Raw genomic sequence first — 17,485 nt, forward strand, 5'->3', positions numbered from 1 at the left:
ACCTATTGAATCCAGGCGATTGTCAGAAACATGCCGAGGAAAACGAAGGGGGCAAAAGGTGGGTTTTTTGACAGCTCAGGCGCAAGAAACTCAACACGCCTCCTAAGTCCTTGAGCCATAAGTGGCCACACCGTTGGCGCCAGTAACAGCCACAGGGCACTCAGCACACCGGCACCCACAAAACTGCCCAGCAAATGGACCGGCTCGGTGGCCAGGCCGATGGCCGCCATTAATTTCACGTCGCCGGCGCCCATCCGTCCCAACGCATATCCCGGCAAGGTGAACGCCACTGCCAGAAGGAAAGCCCAGCCACCCTGCTCGGCCGGTGCGCCCAGCCAGGTAGTGCCGCTCCAGAGCAGGTAGGCCAATGCCGCGGCACCCGCGCCAAGCGTCAGGCGATTGGAAATGTGTCGCTGCTGAACATCCTGTGCCGCGCACAGCGCCAGCCAGATCATCAAGACAAGACTTTGCATCTGGAAAAATCGTCCGCGTTGGCTGAATGATTCTATGCTCAAAGCACGTTGTAACAGTCAGGGTAGACGCACTCATGAAAACAGACCTGCCACACAAACAAAAAGGCGCTGTCGCCATTGAGTTCGCCTTGGTGTTCGTGATTTTTTTTGCGGTGTTCTACGCCATCGTCAGTTACAGCGTGCCGCTGTTGCTGATGCAGTCCTTCAATGAGGCCACGGCCGAGGCAGTGCGTCGTAGCGTCGCCCTGGACCCCAATACCAGCGACTATCCGAACGCCGTGGTCAACCTGGCCAACTCCGTTCTACAGCAACAACTGTCCTGGGTGCCCAAAGCCTTCAACCTCACCTATGGCACCGGCGGCGATGCGAAAGCGGTCTACAGCGCAGGCCAGTTGACCGCCAGCGTCAGCTACCCCACCAGCAAGCTCAACCAGGTGATTCCGTTCCTGGTGTTGCCGGGAGTGGGCACGGTGCCCAGCCTGCCGACCAGCCTGAGTGCACAGTCGAGCATTCAATTTTGAGTCCCGCTGGCAAGCTGTTCGGGCTACTGCTACAGCGTTCTCCCACCCTGCCACTCGAGACCCGTGCGCGCCCGGTCGTGCCCAGCGTGGGGCTGCAATTGCAACTGGATTCACAAGGACGCGTGCTACAGATCAGCGGCCCCGTGCGCCATTCGCTCGCCCTCCCATTATCGGGCAGCACTGCCCGGCACCTGAGCGAATACCTCGTGCCGGGCAGCCGGTTAGCCGTCGAAGGCCCACCCAGCGAATGGCACGGACACAGCCTGGACCTGGACTTCACAGGTCTGGGTGCAACCACCCTGCACCTGCGCGGCTGGGCACAGCCGGCTGAGGATGGCTGGCTCCTGCAATTGCTCGACATCGGTGATTTACTGCAGGAGCGGCAACAGGCCCAGACCCGGGACACCTGCCAGGCGCTGGCCGCACGCTGCAGTGAGCAACTGCGCCTGTGCAGCCTGACGCGCCTGCCGCAGGTTTTGCGCGAACAATTGCAGGACCTGGCCCAGCACTGGCGGATCCCCTGCGTGGCCATTGCCCTGCTCGATGAGGCGCAACAGGACTGGCGGATCCACAGCCATTACCACGCCCACGATGCTCCCCGGCTCTGGCACACCGATCAGTCGCTGGGCACGGGGCTGGACAGTCTGGACGGCAGCCGTCCCCACGTTTTGCATGGCGTTCAGAGTGCCGGTCTTGATCCGCGCCTGCGGGACATCTTCGCCCATGCCGAAGGCTTGCTGGTGCCGTATTGCGACGCCCAAGGGATCGGCGCCTGGCTGCTCTGTGGTTTTTATCCGGCGGTGCAGCCTGCGCCAGCCCTCGGCGAGCGTGACTGGTTGCTGCTGCTCGCCGCGCTGGCTGGGCCGCTACTGGGGCGCTTGCGTGAACAGCAGCAACAGCAGCAACTGCAACGCCTCGACGCCCTGCAAGGGCTGCTCGGCAGCGGCTGGTGGGAACTGCACGAGGGGGTGCAACTGGCCCCGCAACTGGCCCGTAACCTGCACCTGGAACACGCGCACCTGCCTCTGAGCGAATGGCTGGCGGTGTTTCATCCGGTCGACCGCGCCGAGCTGCAGAGTCGACTGCAGGACCTGCTGCAATGCGACCGCCCCCTGCTACTCAGCGTGCGCCTGCAAGCTCGCGACGAGTGCCAGGCCCCGGTCTGGTATCGCCTGCAAGGTCAGATGTTGCAGTTGGGCGAGCAGCGCCGGCCAGTGGGTTTCATGCTCGATATCAGCGACATCAAGAATCAGCAGCAACAGGCCGCCGCCGCCCATGCCCGGCTGGATAATCTGATCGCCAGCTCACCCGCGGTGATCTACGTGCAACGCTATGAGGAAGGTGCTCTGCAGCCGTGTTTTTTCAGTGACAGCCTGCTGCCGCTGCTCGGCTGGCAACTGAGCGAACTGACGGAAACCAGCCTGATCGAGCGGATCCACCCCGACGATCGCGACCTGTACTTCGTCCGCACCCGCCAGCTGCTGCGCGAGGGCAGCGTTCGTGCGCGCTACCGCATGCGTGACCGGGCTGGCGATTACCACTGGTTACTGGATGAGGCCCGGTTGCTGCGCAATGACCTGGGTTTGCCGGTCGAGGCGGTCGGCCTGTGGCTGGACGATACCGAAGCCACCCTGGCCACCGAGCAGGTCCGCCAGAGCGAGGAGCGCTACCGGATCCTGGTTGAGGATTCGCCGGCGATGATCTGCCGTTACCGTCCCGACCTGACCCTGACCTTCGCCAACCGTCCACTGGCCAAGTACCTGGAGTACCCGCCGGAGCAACTGCCGGGCGTCGACCTGGGGAGTTGGTTGTCAGCCGAGCAGCGCGCAGCCTTCCTGCTGCGCATCCAGCAACTGACCCCGGAGTTCCCGGTCAGCACCGCCGAAATCAGCCTGCAACTGCCCGGGCGCGAACACGCCTGGTGGGTGTGGTCGGACCGCGGCGTTTTCGATGACCAGGGGCAACTGCTGGAAGTCCAGGCGGTGGGCCGCGACAACACTGAAGTACGGCGCTCCCAGCAACAGTTGATGCAGAGCGCCAAGATGGCCACCCTCGGGGAAATGGCCACGGGCCTGGCTCATGAAATCAACCAGCCGCTGAACGTCATGCGCATGGCCGTCGCCAATATGCTCAAGCGCTTGAGCAACGGCGATGTAGCGGCCGACTACCTGCAGGACAAGCTCAGCCGTATCGACACCCAGGTCCAACGCGCGGCGCGGGTGGTCGATCACATGCGGGTGTTTGGCCGGCGTTCGGAAATCGAGCAGCAGCCGTTCAATCCGACACAGGCAGTGGAAGGCACCCTGGCCCTGCTGGCCGAAGGCATGCGTGGCAAGGGCGTGGAGTTGCGCATCCATCACCTCGACATCGAGGTGCAGGTCCGCGGCCATGTCGATCAACTGGAGCAAGTGTTGATCAACCTGCTGGTCAATGCCCGCGATGCCCTGCTGAGCAAGCGTGAAGTGCAGCAGGCATTTGAACCCTGGATCACCCTGCGCGCCGAGGCCGATACGCGCGCGGTGCGCCTGTGGGTCGAAGACAACGGCGGCGGCATCGACCCGCGCCTGCTGGAGCGCATCTTCGAACCGTTCTTCACCACCAAGCCAGTGGGCGTCGGCACCGGCCTGGGGTTGTCGGTGAGCTATGGCATCGTGCAGAACATGGGCGGCCAGTTGAGCGTGCACAACGCCGAGCAGGGTGCGTGCTTCTGCATTGAGCTGCCGATTGCCGAGGCGCCTTAGATAGCCAATTGCGCTCTGCCGCCGGCATGACAACTGAGGTTGGCGCCAATCTCCGCGTTCCCCAGGCTGACCCCCAGGGCCTTGAGCAAGGTGTTGACGAGCGGGTCCAGCAACGGCCCGATGAATCCCCGCACGGCGTTGACCAGTATGCCGCTGATTTGATTCAACAATCCCGCCACCAGCGCCAATGCATTACCGGTGATATTCCCGCTGGGCGGAACATAGGAGGTCACCTGCAGACCGCTCAAGGTATCGCCCAGCCCCGTCAGGATGTTGACCGAGTCTATCGCTTGATACTGCGCAGGCAGGCCGATATTGGGGGGCAACGGATAGACCAGGCTTTGCGTGCGCTGGCCGATCGTGGATTGCGCCTTGAGCCCCAGTCCTCCGCCCTTACCCAGCGTGACCGGGCCACAGCCCAGAATCCCAGCGCAGGTTCTGACGCCGATATCAATCAGTCGCACGGGCTCAACGGCAATGGCCGCGGATGAGGAAAAGGCCTGGACCGGGTCAATCTTGCCGATACCCAGATTCGCGATGGAGGTGGTTGCCTGGACCGTCACGCTCTTGCTGGCATCGCTGGCGCAGTTGTAATCGGAAAGATAGCTTTTGGCACTGGCGGCCTCCAGGCTGATATCCAGCTTGGAAGCAATTGACAGAACGGTGTTATCGCAAGGCGCGATGACCAGGCATAAAAGCGAATTCACCACGCCCACCAGATTAAGATGCAGCAGGTTGTTCACCACCCCCGAAACCGGCGTCAGCAGGTCGGGAAGCGCCGATACCAACTGGGAAATGGTCTTGAGTATCGGCAGCTCGATGGAAACCAGGGCCCTGACCTGGGCCGTACGAACAAAAATCTGATCCTTGCCGGTGGCCAGGCCAGCCTTGGCCAGCGCCGGATTGCCGATCGTCGACAACTGTGGCGGCTCGATCACCTTGAGCTTCACACCCACTGTGCCGATCAACGGAATACTCACCTCAGTCGAGACCGCGGCGGCACTTTTGCTGTTGGCCAGTTGAGCGACCGCCTGGACCAACTGGAAAACCTGCACTGTGGAATCCAGGCCTGCCGTGGATGCCCCCGTCTGCACGTTCAACACATCCCCAAGCTTTAGTGTCTGCGCCGCACTGGAGATGGTGCTGATGGACTGCAGCGCCTGCACGGCAACCTCGGCCGTTGCACCGCCTTTGCTCAGGACCTTGATCGCCGCGTCGATCAATTGCGTGGGCGACACCGCCGTATTGAGCAGCGTTTCGTAGTCACCGGCTTTCAGCAGCACATCCACCGCCAACTGATCCAGATAACTGAGCAACTTGATGTTGGTATTGACCAACCCATCCCAACCGCCGGCGGTGAGCTGCAGTTTGCCACCCAGCATGCCGCCGACCAGCGCGTTGAGCAGTTCCGATTTGGTGCTGTCGATGATGCCCAGGGTGGTGCGGATAGTCAGCATCGCCAGCGGTGAGGGTGACGAGGCAACAGCGGTGGCGGTCAGCCAAATGCGCGATGGCAGAGGTTCCGTGGAAAACAGCGCCGCCACCCCGGAAGCGATGCTCCTGGGCACGGAATGATGGGCGACGACTCGAATGGCTTCAGACTTGTTGGCATCAACGCTGAACCGCCGCAAGTTATCGTTGCCAGTGACGAGGGTGCCGCATTCAATCGCGAGCGTTCGCTCTGCGTTGGTACTGAACCCGTTGCGCGCTGCACTTTGCGTCGCGTAGGTCATTGCCGTATTGGCAGCCTGACAATACCCACCGCGAGTCACCGCTTCCAGCGCTGCGGTGTCGACCACCCGCTGCAACTTGCGCTGTTCCAGGTACAGCCGACCGCTGTCGACCACCAACAGCGCAAACAACAGCGCCAAGCCCAGGGTCATCGCCGCGACCAGGCCAATGGCCCCACGCTGGCGATCTCGACCGCGAAAGCAAGAACGAGGAGACATCGAGCACTCCTTGCTACCTCCAGTAGTGTTCGCAGTGTAGTCAACGCGCGCGCGCGGCGCTGGCAAGTTGCCAGTGCCGCTGCCAGATGGTCGGTCAGGCGTGCTTATCTAGGCGGATAGTTACTCAAAATCCGCGTCACCGTCTCGCGTATCGCATTGCTGCGATCGCTGGGATTGGGAGAGCTGCTGAGCATCTGTTCGTCACTGCCGCGCCACACCAGCTTGCCGTCCTTGCCGTCCAGCAGGTCGATCTGGATGGTTGCGACCTTGTAGCTGACATTGCGGGTTTCGTTGTACATCGGTGCGCCCCAGTAACCGTTCCAGGGGTTGCCCCAGGCGCCGCCGTAGTTGGTGGTGATCTGTTGCTGGCGCTCTTCGATGATCAGGTAGGTCTGCACATCGAGGTCACCCTTGCTGCTCCCGGTGGCCGGGCGCAGGCCGCGTTGGTCGAGCTGATCGGCCACCGCCTGGCGAATGCGTTGCTCGGTGAGGTCGCTCTTGATCCGCGGATCATCCGGGCGGTATTGCAGGGCGGGCTCTTTCCAGGTCCAGCTGTGGTAGGCGGCGAAGTCGCGGCTGGCGTCAAAGTCGTGGTTGACCTGATTGGACTGGCAAGCACTGAGCAACACAGCGCATGCCACGAATGCGAGACGGCGGAACATGGTTTATCTCCGGTTCAGACCCGCACACGAATGGGAGTCATTAAGACGGAGGATACGCCGCTACGGCCTTTTCGACAGCTTCTCTTAATGCATCACCGCGTTCGCGTTCACTGCCGTTGACGCTGGTTTCGGCGCTGGCACTCCACACCGGCTGGCCGCTGCCCGCGTCGTACAGATCGACCCGCACCACCAGCACCTGAATCTGGTAGGTGCGCACAATGGGCACCGTGTTGTACATGCCGACACCACTGCCATAGCCGTTGCCATAACGGTTGTAGCCGCCGTAGGCGCCATAACCGTAATCATCCTGCACCTGCTGCAGGCGGGTTTCCTGGTGCAGGTCGGCACTGACCAGCAGGTCTGCCGTTTGCTGGTCGTGCAAGGGGCGCAGGCCTCGCTGGTCGAGGGCATTGCTCACGATTTCAGCGATCTGCGCCGAGTCCGCCCAGGCCGAGCCATTGGGCATCTGGCCGTCGAGCCAGGCCCAACTGCGGTAACGCGCGAAGTCTCGCGGTGCCGCGGGATAGGCGCTGCGGTCAAAGGTCTTGGCCGCTTGTGGCGGCGCCGGCGGCAAAGGCCTGGAGCTGGCGACATACGGGTTGCTGCCCTGGCAGGCACCAAGCCCCAGGCACAGGGCGATCAATCCAAGACGGCGTTTCATGATGCCCTCCACAGGTATCGGGATCAGACCGGGCGGCAGATCCAGTGCAGGTAACGTCCCAACCCGGCAAACGTCGGGTGGCGACGGTGCGCCAGTTCCATCTCCAGCAAGTCGAGCAGTTCGGCACGGGCCTGGAACTCCACGGGCATGTAGTCATGGAAAACCCGCACCCCACTCTGGGTTTCGACCGTCCACAGGCCCTGCAGTTGCGTCGCCAGTTCGCGTGGATCCAGGGGCATCTGCGGGGTCAGGCTCTGCTTCTCGCCCGCCATGTCGTTCTTGCGCATCTTGCGGAAGTGACCCTTGAGCAGGTTGCGGTAAATCAGCGCGTCGCGGTTGTAGAACGCCAGCGACAACCAACCGCCCGGCACGGTCAGTTGATGCAGCACGGGGAGAATCGCATGGGGTTCGGCCAGCCACTCCAGCACCGCATGGCACAGCACCAGGTCATAGGGCTCGGTGAGCTGGCCGAGCAGTTCCTGCCAGGGCGCCTGGATAAAGGTCGCGGTTTGTCCGGCCTCGGCGAAACGCTGGCGCGCCCCCTCGAGCATCGGTTCGGCCGGCTCGGCCAGGGTCACCTGGTGGCCGCGCTCGGCCAGCCACAGCGACATGTGGCCCAGGCCCGCGCCGATGTCCAGCACCCGCAGCGGACGGTCCGGCAAGGTTTCCGCCAGGTCCGCCTGCAACACCGCGAGGCGGATCGCGCCTTTGGCACCGCCGTAGATTTTTTCCGCGAAGCGGGTCGCCAACTGATCGAAATGACGGTCGCTCATCAGCTGAACCGCCGTTCGCTGTCGGCCAGCTTGCTGCGCACCACCTGCTCCATGTCCAACCCCAATTCGCTGCACAGCAGCAGAAGATACAGCACGATATCCCCCACTTCCTGCCCGGCGTGGGCCAGGGCGTCGGGCGGCAATTGGCGCGACTGGTCTTCGCTCAGCCACTGGAAGATTTCCACCAGTTCGGCCATTTCCACACTGGCGGCCATGGCGAGGTTTTTCGGGCTATGGAATTGCCGCCAGTCATTGCGGTCGCGGATGCTGTGCAGGCGTTCGGTCAGTTCAACAAGGTTCATCGGGCTCTCCTGAAGGCGTATAGCTTCAAGCGGATGACCGCAGGAAGCAAGCTGTCGCTGCGCGACAGATCGCGAGCAAGCGGAGCGCAATGACGGACTAATCGACAACATTGAACTCGACCCGCGCCGTCTGCCCGCCCTCATCCAGCACGCTCAATTCAACAGGTCCAAGCTGCTCGAAGGTGGCGTTGATGCTCTCCTGATTGGCGCTGTCGCCCAGCGGGGCGCCGTTGACGAACCACCAGCGCCGACCGCTGCCCCCCAATGCCGACAGCTTCAGGCGCAGCAGCTCCTGGCTGGCGGCCGGTCGCCGTAGCTGATCACCCTCACGCACGCCAACGATGGACAACGGTGAAGATGCCGCCAGCAGCGGCCCCGGGCAATCCGGGTCATTGGCCGGCAAGCGTGCTTCGCGCCGTTCGACCCGTGGCAACCAAGGCTCCAGCGGTGCCGGCCACAACGCGATGTCCCGAGCCACCGCACCAGGACACTTGGCGTCGACCCGCAGCCCACGCGCGTTAACCCAGATTTTTTCCACCAGGCCCACACCCAGTGGCTGATCCATGGCTTGCAGGGTCGGCGGCGTGGTGCCGTCCAGGGTCCAGGCGAAGCGCTGGCGGCGGCAGTTGGGGTCGGTGCGGCTCATGGGCTGTCCCAGGGGCCAGCAGATCGCAGCCACCCCGACGTTCAACGGCACCGGCTGCACCGGGGCGCTGATGCCGCGCTGGCTGTCACGGTTGATCAGTACATCGTGTACCTGGAGCATCAGCGGCGCCGCCGAGGCCAGGCCAAACTGCCCGGGTACCGGGGTGCCGTCCGGGCGGCCGATCCAGATGCCGATCAGGTAACGCGGGCCGACGCCAATCGCCCAGGCATCACGAAAGCCATAGCTGGTGCCGGTTTTCCAGGCCAGCAGCGGGCGCTGCACCAACTCGGCTCGCGGATCTCGGTCGGGGCGTGCCTGCCCGCTGAGAATGCGCCGCACGATCCACGCCGAACCCGGCGACAGCAGCGGCCGTTCACGCAGTTCGTCATCGGGCTGCAAGCGGATAGGGGCGCTCTTGCCGCCCCGGGCAAAGGCGCTGTAGCCGCTGACCAGGTCTTCCAGGCGGCTCCCCGCCCCGCCGAGGATCAGCGACAGGTTGGGCTCGGCCAGGGGCGGCAAGGCCAATGGCATGCCGCCGATGCGCATTTCGGCGGCAAACCGTTTCGGGCCGTAGGCTTCGAGCAACTGCACGGCCGGCAGGTTCAGTGAAGTGGACAACGCACTGCTGGCCGGTACCGGGCCGCTGAAGCCCATGGAGAAGTTGCCCGGGCGGTAATCGCCGTAACGCCGGGGCACATCCTGCAGCAGCGACTCGGAATGGATCAGCCCGGCGTCCATGGCCATGCCATAGAGGAACGGCTTGAGTGTCGAACCCGGCGAGCGCAGGGCGCTGATCATGTCGACATGACCAAAGCGCCGGGTATCGTTGATGTCCACCGAGCCCAGATAGGCGCGCACCGCCATGCTTTGCGCCTCGACCACCAGGATCGCCGCCGAGGTGTGCTCCGGCAAGCGCGCGCGCCAACCCAGCAACAGGTCCTCGAGACGCCGTTGCAGATTGGCGTCGAGGGTGGTGCGAATCAACGGCGGGCTGTGCGGACGGTTCAAGCGGCGCGCCAACAAGGGCGCCAGGCTGGGCTCCAGGCGGGGCGCCAGCAGCAAGGGTTCCTCCAGGGCTTCGTCGACCGCCGACTGCGGCCACACGGCAAATTCGCCGAGCCGGCGCAGCACCTTGTCCCGCGCCACTTGCGCGCGAGCCGGATGGCGATCCGGACGCAAGCGACTGGGCGCTTGTGGCAACACCGCCAGCAACGCTGCTTCGGCGTGGGTCAGGTGCTGCGGTGACTTGCCCAGATAAGCCCAACTGGCGGCGGCCACGCCTTGCAAGGTGCCACCGAACGGCGCGCGGTTGAGGTACAGGTTGAGAATCTGCTCCTTGGACAAATGCCATTCCAACTGGGCCGTGCGCCACAGTTGCCGCAACTTGCCCAACAGCGTCCGCGGATGGGGGTCGAGCAGCCGCGCCACTTGCATCGACAACGTGCTGCCGCCGGACAGCACCCGCCCCCCGCTCAGGTTCTGCCACGCCGCCCGGCCCAGCGCCAGCGGGTTGACGCCCGGATGCTGGTAGAACCAGCGGTCTTCGTAGGTCAGCAGTGCGTCGAGGTAATAGGGCGAGACTTCGCTCGTCTGCACCGGGTAGCGCCACACGCCGTTGGCATCGGCGAAGCGCCACAGCGGTGTGCCGTCTTCGGCCAGCACCACCCGCGCCAGGTCGTCCTGGGGCAGAGGCAACGGCCAGAGCCGGTCGGCCAGCCACACCAGGGCCACCAGCAGCACCACGCTGCCCAGCAGCCCACGCCACACCCGCTTGCTCCACGAACTCAGGCGCCGCGTTAGTATTGGAAAAATCAAACCCGCAAACCTCTATGCTTCAAGGGAACTCACCCACAGATTCAACAGCCAAAGCTTCAACTCTGGCACCCACGCCCACTCTTTCATCAGGATGCACACATGCAGGTAGAAAGCTTTTTCGAATGGCTCGGCCAAGCGCTGGGGTCGGTCATCCGCTTCATCGTCGACCTCCTCAGTGGCTTGTTCAACACCTTGAGCCACGCTGGCGGCAACTTTGTCGAGGGGCTGTCACAGGCGTTGGGCATGGACACTTCGATCGTCAGTATCCTTGCGCTGGTGGTCGGCCTGTTGTTGCTGTACTCGGCGATCCGCGCGTTCATGCGCGCCTCGATCATCGGCGGGATCATCTGGCTGGTACTGGGGTTGTGGGTGTTGAGTTGGGTGATTCACTGAACCCGACCCTGTAGCCGCTGCCGAAGGCTGCGTTGGGTTGCGCAGCGCGCCCCCGCAGCCTCGCGGGCTCGGCAAATGCTACAGGGGTAGCCGCTGCCGAGCCTGCATTCACCGCCCCTTGATCACCATCTCCGGCACCGTCTCACCCACCGCCTGCCAGTTCGGCCGGTACATCGACTCCACTTGCGGTGGCGGTACCCGATAGGTGCCGGGCGTGACCGCCCGCGCCAGGTACAGCAGGTGCGTGGTGCCATAGCCGTCCAGGTTCAACGCTGCCACGTAACGATCGTCACGGAACTCCTGGTGCTTGAGGCTGGCGTTCTGCATCGATTCCCGCCATTGCTTGACCTTGCTGCTGGCGTTTTCCAGGCTGGCAGCGCTTTGGGCCAGATTCTGGTTCTCCAATTCCAGGCCGGCCGGCAACAAGTCCACCACCAGGGCATCCGGCACGCGCTGCTTGGCGCTGACGGCGATGTGCACCAGCACCAAGTCACCGCTGGCCAATGCCTTGAGGTCCAGCGGCTCACCATTCATGCCCAGGTACTCACGCCGAATGCTCAGGTTCTCGCCCCCTGGCGCCGGCGCCTGCTGTGGATAACCGGAAATGGTCAGCTGTTGGTAGACCGGCTCGCTGCCGGCATTGCTCAGCGTCAGCGGCGAGGCCAGCAGCGGCCCTTGCAGCTTGAGCCCGGGCTGGGCGTTGTTGAGCTCACGGGTTTGCGTGCCACTGCTCAATTGCGCAGTCCAGCTGGCTTCAGGCTTGCCCAGCAAACTGCGGCCGGCGAGGAACAGCGAGTTGCGCTCCTGGGTCGACAGGTACGGGCTGGCAGCCAACTGATCGGACAGCTCGAACAACCGCTCTTCCCGCTGCCCCTTGTCCAGGTCGTATTCCTGCAGCAGCGCCAGAATAAGCGCCTGGTCACGCAACGGGCTGCCGTAGTCGGCCAGCCAGTCGTTGGCCTTGCGTGTCGCGGCAAGTCCCGCAACCAGTGCCTGGCCCGCGCGCGGTTGATCACCCATTAACTGCAGGGCCACCGACAACTGCACCAGTGGCAACCCGGAACGGGCATCGCTGCGCCGCTCGAACAGACTGCGCAGCGCGCCCAAAGGTGCCTGTTGGCTGCGAGCCAATACCAGGCCGGCATAGGCCTGCACCGCAAAACGCGTGTGTTCGGCGTTTTCGCTGTAGTCGACTTCGATCAGGTTGCGCTCCTGCAGGTAACGCAGCAGGCGCTCGTTGGCTTTTTTCAGGGCATCGGCCGGCACGCCGAAACCCTGGTCGCGGGCGCGCAGCAGGAAGTCGGTGACGTAGGCTGTCAGCCAGTACTCCTCCTCCCCGTCGGCACCCCACAGGCCGAAGCTGCCGTTGTAGCGCTGCATGCCCAGCAAACGCTCGATACCCAGCTCGATCTTGCGCTTGCGCTCGGCCTCCGGCTCGCCTTCCAGGCCCAGGCGCTTGAGGCTCGCCGCGTCGGCATACAGCGACGGGTACAGGCCGCTGGTGGTTTGTTCGGAACAACCGTAGGGGTAAGCCTTGAGTGCTCGGATCTGCTCGCCCAGGTTCAGCGGTGGCCGACTCGAGAGGCTGAGCAAGGCCTCGCGCCCCGCCGGTTCGAACAGGGCCAGCTCGCTGTCAGGCAAGCTCCAGGGTTGCTCCTTGAGTACCGCGCGATAGTGCTTGAGCAGCGCCGGATAGGCCGGCCGCACGCCCAGGGTCCATTCCCGGGTGAACGGCGGCAGGTTCTCGCCCGGCAAGTCCAGGCCGTTGACCAGCACCTTGACCTTGCCCTGGCCAAGCCCACCGAGGGCGCGCAGGGGAATCCGCAGGGTGGTGCGCTGGCCCGGGGTCAACGCCACGCTCTGGGCAGCCGTATCCACCAGGGCCAGTTGCCCCTCGGTGCTCAGCTGTACTTGCAGCGTCTGCGCCTTGCCCGAAAGGTTCGACAGGTCCAGCGCCAGGCTGGTCTGGTCGCCGCCGGCGAGGAAGCGTGGCGCCGAGAGTTCGGCGATCAGTGGCGCGGCGATGACCGTCTTGGCTTCAGCCATGCCGTAACGATCGTCGGTCCAGGCCTGGGCCATCAAGCGCAGTTCGCCGTTGAAGTCCGGAATATCGACACTGACCTGGCCTTCGCCCTGCTCGTTCAAGGTGACTGGCGCACTCTGCAGGGCGACGATGGTCACGCTGGTGTCCGGGCGCTTGCCGCCCTTGGCCAGCGCCGCATCACCCCCAAAGGCCAGGCTGGCCAGACGGCCTTGGCCGGCTTCGATCAACTGCCCGTAGACGTCCAGTTGGTCAGCACCGTAGGCCTTGCGCCCAAACAGGCTGGAGTAGGGATCCGGGGTCGGGTATTCGGTGATATTGAGGATGCCGACATCCACCGCCGCCAACAGCACGTGGACCTGTTTGGGCACGCTGCCGTCGGCATTCCTGGCCTGGATCTTCACGTTCAGCGGTTGTTTGGGGCGCATTTTTTCCGGTGCGCTCAGGCTCAGGCCGAGCTTGCGCTGGGTCCGGTCCAGCGGCAGGTGCAGCACGCCGACCGCACGTTTGGGGGTGACATTGGCCTTGCGCTCGCCGGGACGAATCACCAGCGCACTGACATACAGATCGTGCCGCGACCATTTCGGATCAAGCTTCACGGCAAAACTTTTGCCCTCGGCCGGCACCTCGATTGCCTGCCACCACAGCGGGCCATCGGCCGATTCCACCAGCAGGTAGCCATTGCCGGCCGCCGGTGGCGTCACCGTGACCGTGGCCGTGTCGCCATCGGCATAGGCCGGTTTATCCAGCGCCAGTTTCACCTGGTCCGGACGCACCGCTCCGCCTTCGGCGTTGTCCTGGGCACGGTAGCCGGCCCAGAAGCGCAGGCTGCTGGTGACCCCGGTCTGCGGGTCTTCGACTTCGACCCGGTAAGGGCCCCACTCCACCGGGAAGCTGACCTTGGCGGTGTCACCGGCCTTGATGCTCAGGGTCTCTTCGGCAAGGGTGAGGAACTTCTCGTTGAAGTGATAGCTCCAGCCATCGTTGTCGGAGTAGTTCCAGTAGTAGTCACGGCGCTCACGAATCAGGCGCACCTTGAGGTTGTCGGCTGCCAGCTTCTGGCCCTGGTTGTTGGCCATCAACAGTTCGAACTCGACCGGACCATCGCCGTCGGTTTCCTCGCCATCGAACAAGGCCCGCAGCCCCGGCATGCGCTCGGCCGGCCACACCGGTTGCACCACGCGCCGGGTAATCGGCCGACCACCGGACTCCTGCAGGCTGGCCTGGACGATCAGTTGCAGCGGTGACTTGGCTTCAGCCCATTTGCTGTCGAGGGAGATCAGCACTTCGCCGTCTTCGTCCAGCGCGGCTTCCTCCAACTCCAGGTCCTGGCTCAACTCCTCTTCGGTCACCGAGCCGAACTGATAACCCGGCAGGCTCTTGACGGCCTCACGCAGGGGCCGCACATAAACCTGGCCACTCAAGCGATTGCCCGCGGCCGGCGCGCCGTAGAGATAACGACCATTGACGCTGATTTGCGCGGTGTCGCCCGGTTTGATCGGTTGGTCGCTGCCCTTGAGTTCGAGGGCGAGGCGTTCGGGCAGGAAGTCTTCGACAAGAAATTCGTAGAGCTGTGGCTTGCCGTCGCCCAGGTCGAATACCAACTGCCAGCGGCCGGTCGGTGCTTCGCCGGCCAGTTGCAGCTGATATTGATACAGGCCTGAGGCGTCGGCGTCCCAGACGAACTTGCGACTGACCTGCTCGTCCGGGCGCCGCACTTCGACACTCACCGGCTGCGGCTTGACCGCGTTGCCGTCGGCGTCGCGCAGCAGGGCGTTGAGCAGCACGGTCTCGCCGGGGCGGTAGAGGTCACGCGGGCCAAATACGAAGAACTGCAACGGATGGGACTGGGGGCCGCCGATATTGAACTCGGCCAGGTCCAGCGCCGCACTGTTGAGCCGCAGCAGGCTGGTCTGCTGGCCCTGGTGGGCGAGGAGCACTTCGGCTTTTTTCGGCAGCGGCAATTGCGCATGGCCGCCCTGCCCGGTCTTGCCCTGGCCGACCACGCGACCGTCGCTGTCGAGCAGTTCCAGGCTGACATCATCCAGCGCCTTGCCGCCTTCCAGGGCTTGAGTGAACACGTCCAGGCGGTTCTGGTAGCGGTGCACCGAGAGCCCGATGTCGCTGAGGGTGAACAGGGTCGCCGGTTGCGAGTAGTTGTACGTGCCCGAGGCGCGCATTACTGCCAGGTACACGCCCGGTTGCTGCAGGGGCTTGAGGCCGGCGATCGGCAACAGCAGGGTTTCGCGGGTGTTGCGCGCCGGGTTCAGGTCAAAGCGGCCGCCATAGACCAGCTCGGCCATGGGCAGCAGTTCACGGGATTCATAGCTTTGCAGGCTATTGTTGCGCCCCCATTGGGCAAGGAACGCCGGCAGCGATTCGGATTTGATCCGGAAGAATTCGACGTCGACCTTGTCGACATTCAGGGCAATCACCGGCAGGCCTTCGGCCAGACGCGTGGGCAGCAGACTGCCACGGCTGGCAAACCCGACAGTCGCTTGCAGGTCGCGGGTTTCCAGGCGGCTGACGTATTCGCCGGCCAGCTTGGCGTCGTTGACCGCCAGCAGTCCGGCATCCACCGTCAGCACCAGCTTGCGCTGCGGCTCAAGGTGACGCAGGCGCAGTTCCATCAGGTTGTCGGAGAGCTCCCAGGCGCCATCGACCTTGCCGCTTTTGCTGTCGACCAGGTGCAGCTTGTCGGCGAATTTCTGCTGGGGGTCCAGGGGCACCGAAAAACTCACCGACAGGGTGCTGGCACCGTCGAGCTGGATTTCCGAGACATCCACCACGCTCAACTCTCGGCCGGCGTAACGCTGCTTCAGCGCCGCGAGGTCCTGCCCGGTGTGCGCCTTGGTGGTGCTGACCGTGGCCGCCGGTGCGGAACTGGCCGGGGGTTGGCCAGGGGTCGATGAATCGCAGGCGCTGAGCAGGGTCAGCGCAGCGGCCAGAAACAATCCTTTGTTAAGCATGGGGCACTCGTGGGCAGGAGTATCGAAGGGTTGAACTATAGCCCAAGCGCTTGCCGGGCTGGAGTGATTGACCAACGGTTGGGTGTTTGGTTCGCTGGCCGGGAGCCGACCGCAACGGATCCCGAAGCGCCGCCCCCGCCGATCTGCCGCTACAATGCCGCTCTCCCAAGGAGCCTGCATGTCCACCCTGATCAACGACTGGCGCGACCGCCCGACCCACCGCCGCGTCTGGGCGCTCGCCGCGCCGATGATTCTCTCCAACCTTTCGGTGCCGCTGGTGGCGCTGGTCGACAGTACCGTGATCGGCCACCTGCCCCATGCCCACCAACTGGGCGCCGTGGCCGTCGGTGCCAGCCTGTACACCTTCCTGGCCTGGGCCATGGGTTTTCTGCGCATGGGCTCCACCGGGTTCGCCGCCCAGGCCGCCGGACGCGGGGACGGCGCAGCCTTGCGCCAGGTCCTGCTGCAGGGCCTGTTGCTGGCGCTGGGGCTGGCCGTGCTGCTGGGCAGCCTGGGGGTGCCACTGAGTGGCGTGGCGCTGCACTTCATGCAGCCTTCGGCGGAACTCGAACACCTGACCCGGGAATTTTTCCACACCCGGCTGTTTGGCTTGCCCGCGGCCCTGGCCAGCTATGCGCTGGTCGGCTGGTTCCTCGGTACCCAGAACGCCCGCGCACCGCTGGCGATTCTGCTGACCACCAACCTGGTGAACATCGCCCTCAACCTGTGGTTCGTCATCGGACTGGAGTGGGGGGTGGTCGGCTCGGCCCGGGCGTCGGTGATCGCCGAGTGGACCGGCGCCCTGCTCGGCCTGGCCATGACCCGCAGCGCCCTGCGCGCGTATCCCGGGCACATGGCCTGGGCGGCCCTGGCGATCTGGCAGAGCTGGCGGCCGCTGCTGGCGGTCAACCGGGATATCTTCATTCGCAGCCTGGCGCTGCAGTCGGTGTTTTTCATGATCACGGTGCAGGGCGCCCGGCTCGGCGATGCGACGGTGGCGGCCAATGCCCTGTTGCTCAATGGCCTGCTGTTGACGGCCCACGCCCTCGATGGCCTGGCGCATGCCGTGGAGGCGCTGTGTGGCCACGCCATCGGCGCCCGTGATCGCCAGGCCCTGCGCCGCTCGCTGGTGGTGGCTTGCGGTTGGTCGTTGATCGCCAGCACCGGTTTCGCCCTGTTGTTTCTGTGTGCCGGGCACCTGTTCATTGAAATGCAGACTGACATCCAGAGCGTGCGCGACACCGCTTTCAGCTACTTGCCCTACCTGGCCGCCCTGCCCCTGATTGCGGTCTGGAGCTACCTGCTCGACGGCCTGTTCATCGGCGCCACCCGTGCGCGGGAAATGCGCAACGGCATGCTGTTGACCGTGCTCATCGTCCTGCCGTTCGCCTGGGCCCTGCAGGGCCTGGGCAACCATGGCCTGTGGCTGACATTCCTGCTGTTCATGTTGCTGCGCAGCCTGACCCTGGGCGTATTCGCCTGGCACCTGCGCAACAAGGACCAGTGGTTTAACGGCCACACGCCGTGAACCACCGCCCT

At 64.3% G+C, this 17,485-nt stretch carries 12 protein-coding genes; 4 read left to right on the forward strand and 8 right to left on the reverse strand.

Going from position 1 to position 17,485, the window contains the following annotated elements:
* Nucleotides 1-2 precede the first annotated feature (2 nt).
* Nucleotides 3-473, reverse strand: coding sequence for a prepilin peptidase (locus Q1W70_RS07050; RefSeq protein ID WP_182343340.1), 471 nt, complete (start codon nt 471-473; stop codon nt 3-5).
* Nucleotides 474-547: 74 nt separating this feature from the next.
* Here Q1W70_RS07050 and Q1W70_RS07055 point away from each other — a divergent pair, with 74 nt between their 5' ends.
* Together Q1W70_RS07055 and Q1W70_RS07060 are read left to right on the forward strand one after the other, a co-directional pair.
* The gene (locus Q1W70_RS07055) at nt 548-994 is read left to right on the forward strand and encodes a TadE/TadG family type IV pilus assembly protein (protein WP_166590931.1); all 447 of its coding nucleotides are present in this window, start codon (nt 548-550) and stop codon (nt 992-994) included.
* Nucleotides 991-3,735, forward strand: a complete 2,745-nt coding sequence (locus Q1W70_RS07060) for an ATP-binding protein (protein ID WP_436799880.1) — start codon at nt 991-993, stop codon at nt 3,733-3,735. Before Q1W70_RS07055 ends, Q1W70_RS07060 begins: the two co-directional genes overlap by 4 nt.
* Here the strand turns inward: Q1W70_RS07060 and Q1W70_RS07065 are convergent.
* The 6 genes from Q1W70_RS07065 to pbpC form a co-directional block, all read right to left on the reverse strand.
* Nucleotides 3,732-5,684, reverse strand: a complete 1,953-nt coding sequence (locus tag Q1W70_RS07065) for a TadG family pilus assembly protein (RefSeq protein ID WP_302098710.1) — start codon at nt 5,682-5,684, stop codon at nt 3,732-3,734. The genes Q1W70_RS07060 and Q1W70_RS07065 overlap by 4 nt on opposite strands.
* A 104-nt stretch (nt 5,685-5,788) precedes the next feature.
* A complete protein-coding gene (locus Q1W70_RS07070) occupies nt 5,789-6,346 on the reverse strand; it encodes a DUF4136 domain-containing protein (protein WP_166590933.1) in 558 nt (185 codons plus the stop codon).
* A gap of 40 nt (nt 6,347-6,386) precedes the next feature.
* Complete coding sequence (locus Q1W70_RS07075) at nt 6,387-7,007, reverse strand: DUF4136 domain-containing protein (RefSeq protein ID WP_166590934.1); 621 nt, start codon at nt 7,005-7,007, stop codon at nt 6,387-6,389.
* A 23-nt stretch (nt 7,008-7,030) separates the two neighbouring features.
* Nucleotides 7,031-7,780, reverse strand: coding sequence for a methyltransferase domain-containing protein (locus Q1W70_RS07080; protein ID WP_166590935.1), 750 nt, complete (start codon nt 7,778-7,780; stop codon nt 7,031-7,033).
* Nucleotides 7,780-8,082: a MazG-like family protein gene (locus tag Q1W70_RS07085; RefSeq protein WP_166590936.1), complete on the reverse strand. Its 303-nt coding sequence runs from the start codon at nt 8,080-8,082 to the stop codon at nt 7,780-7,782. Before Q1W70_RS07085 ends, Q1W70_RS07080 begins: the two co-directional genes overlap by 1 nt.
* A 97-nt stretch (nt 8,083-8,179) precedes the next feature.
* Nucleotides 8,180-10,495 (reverse strand): peptidoglycan glycosyltransferase PbpC, encoded by a 2,316-nt coding sequence (pbpC, locus tag Q1W70_RS07090; RefSeq protein WP_302098711.1) that lies wholly within the window; start codon nt 10,493-10,495, stop codon nt 8,180-8,182.
* 147 nt (nt 10,496-10,642) lie between these two features.
* On the opposite strand from pbpC, the gene Q1W70_RS07095 reads away from it, so the two are divergent.
* Nucleotides 10,643-10,936, forward strand: a complete 294-nt coding sequence (locus Q1W70_RS07095; protein WP_166590938.1) for a hypothetical protein — start codon at nt 10,643-10,645, stop codon at nt 10,934-10,936.
* Nucleotides 10,937-11,044: 108 nt separating this feature from the next.
* Here Q1W70_RS07095 and Q1W70_RS07100 read toward each other — a convergent pair whose 3' ends face one another.
* Nucleotides 11,045-15,946 (reverse strand): alpha-2-macroglobulin family protein, encoded by a 4,902-nt coding sequence (locus Q1W70_RS07100; protein WP_302098712.1) that lies wholly within the window; start codon nt 15,944-15,946, stop codon nt 11,045-11,047.
* A 178-nt stretch (nt 15,947-16,124) separates the two neighbouring features.
* On the opposite strand from Q1W70_RS07100, the gene Q1W70_RS07105 reads away from it, so the two are divergent.
* On the forward strand, nt 16,125-17,474 hold the full coding sequence (locus tag Q1W70_RS07105; protein ID WP_166590940.1) for an MATE family efflux transporter: 1,350 nt from the start codon (nt 16,125-16,127) through the stop codon (nt 17,472-17,474).
* Nucleotides 17,475-17,485 lie beyond the last annotated feature (11 nt).

The sequence above is a fragment of the Pseudomonas kielensis genome (assembly GCF_030505375.1).
Classification (GTDB): domain Bacteria; phylum Pseudomonadota; class Gammaproteobacteria; order Pseudomonadales; family Pseudomonadaceae; genus Aquipseudomonas; species Aquipseudomonas kielensis.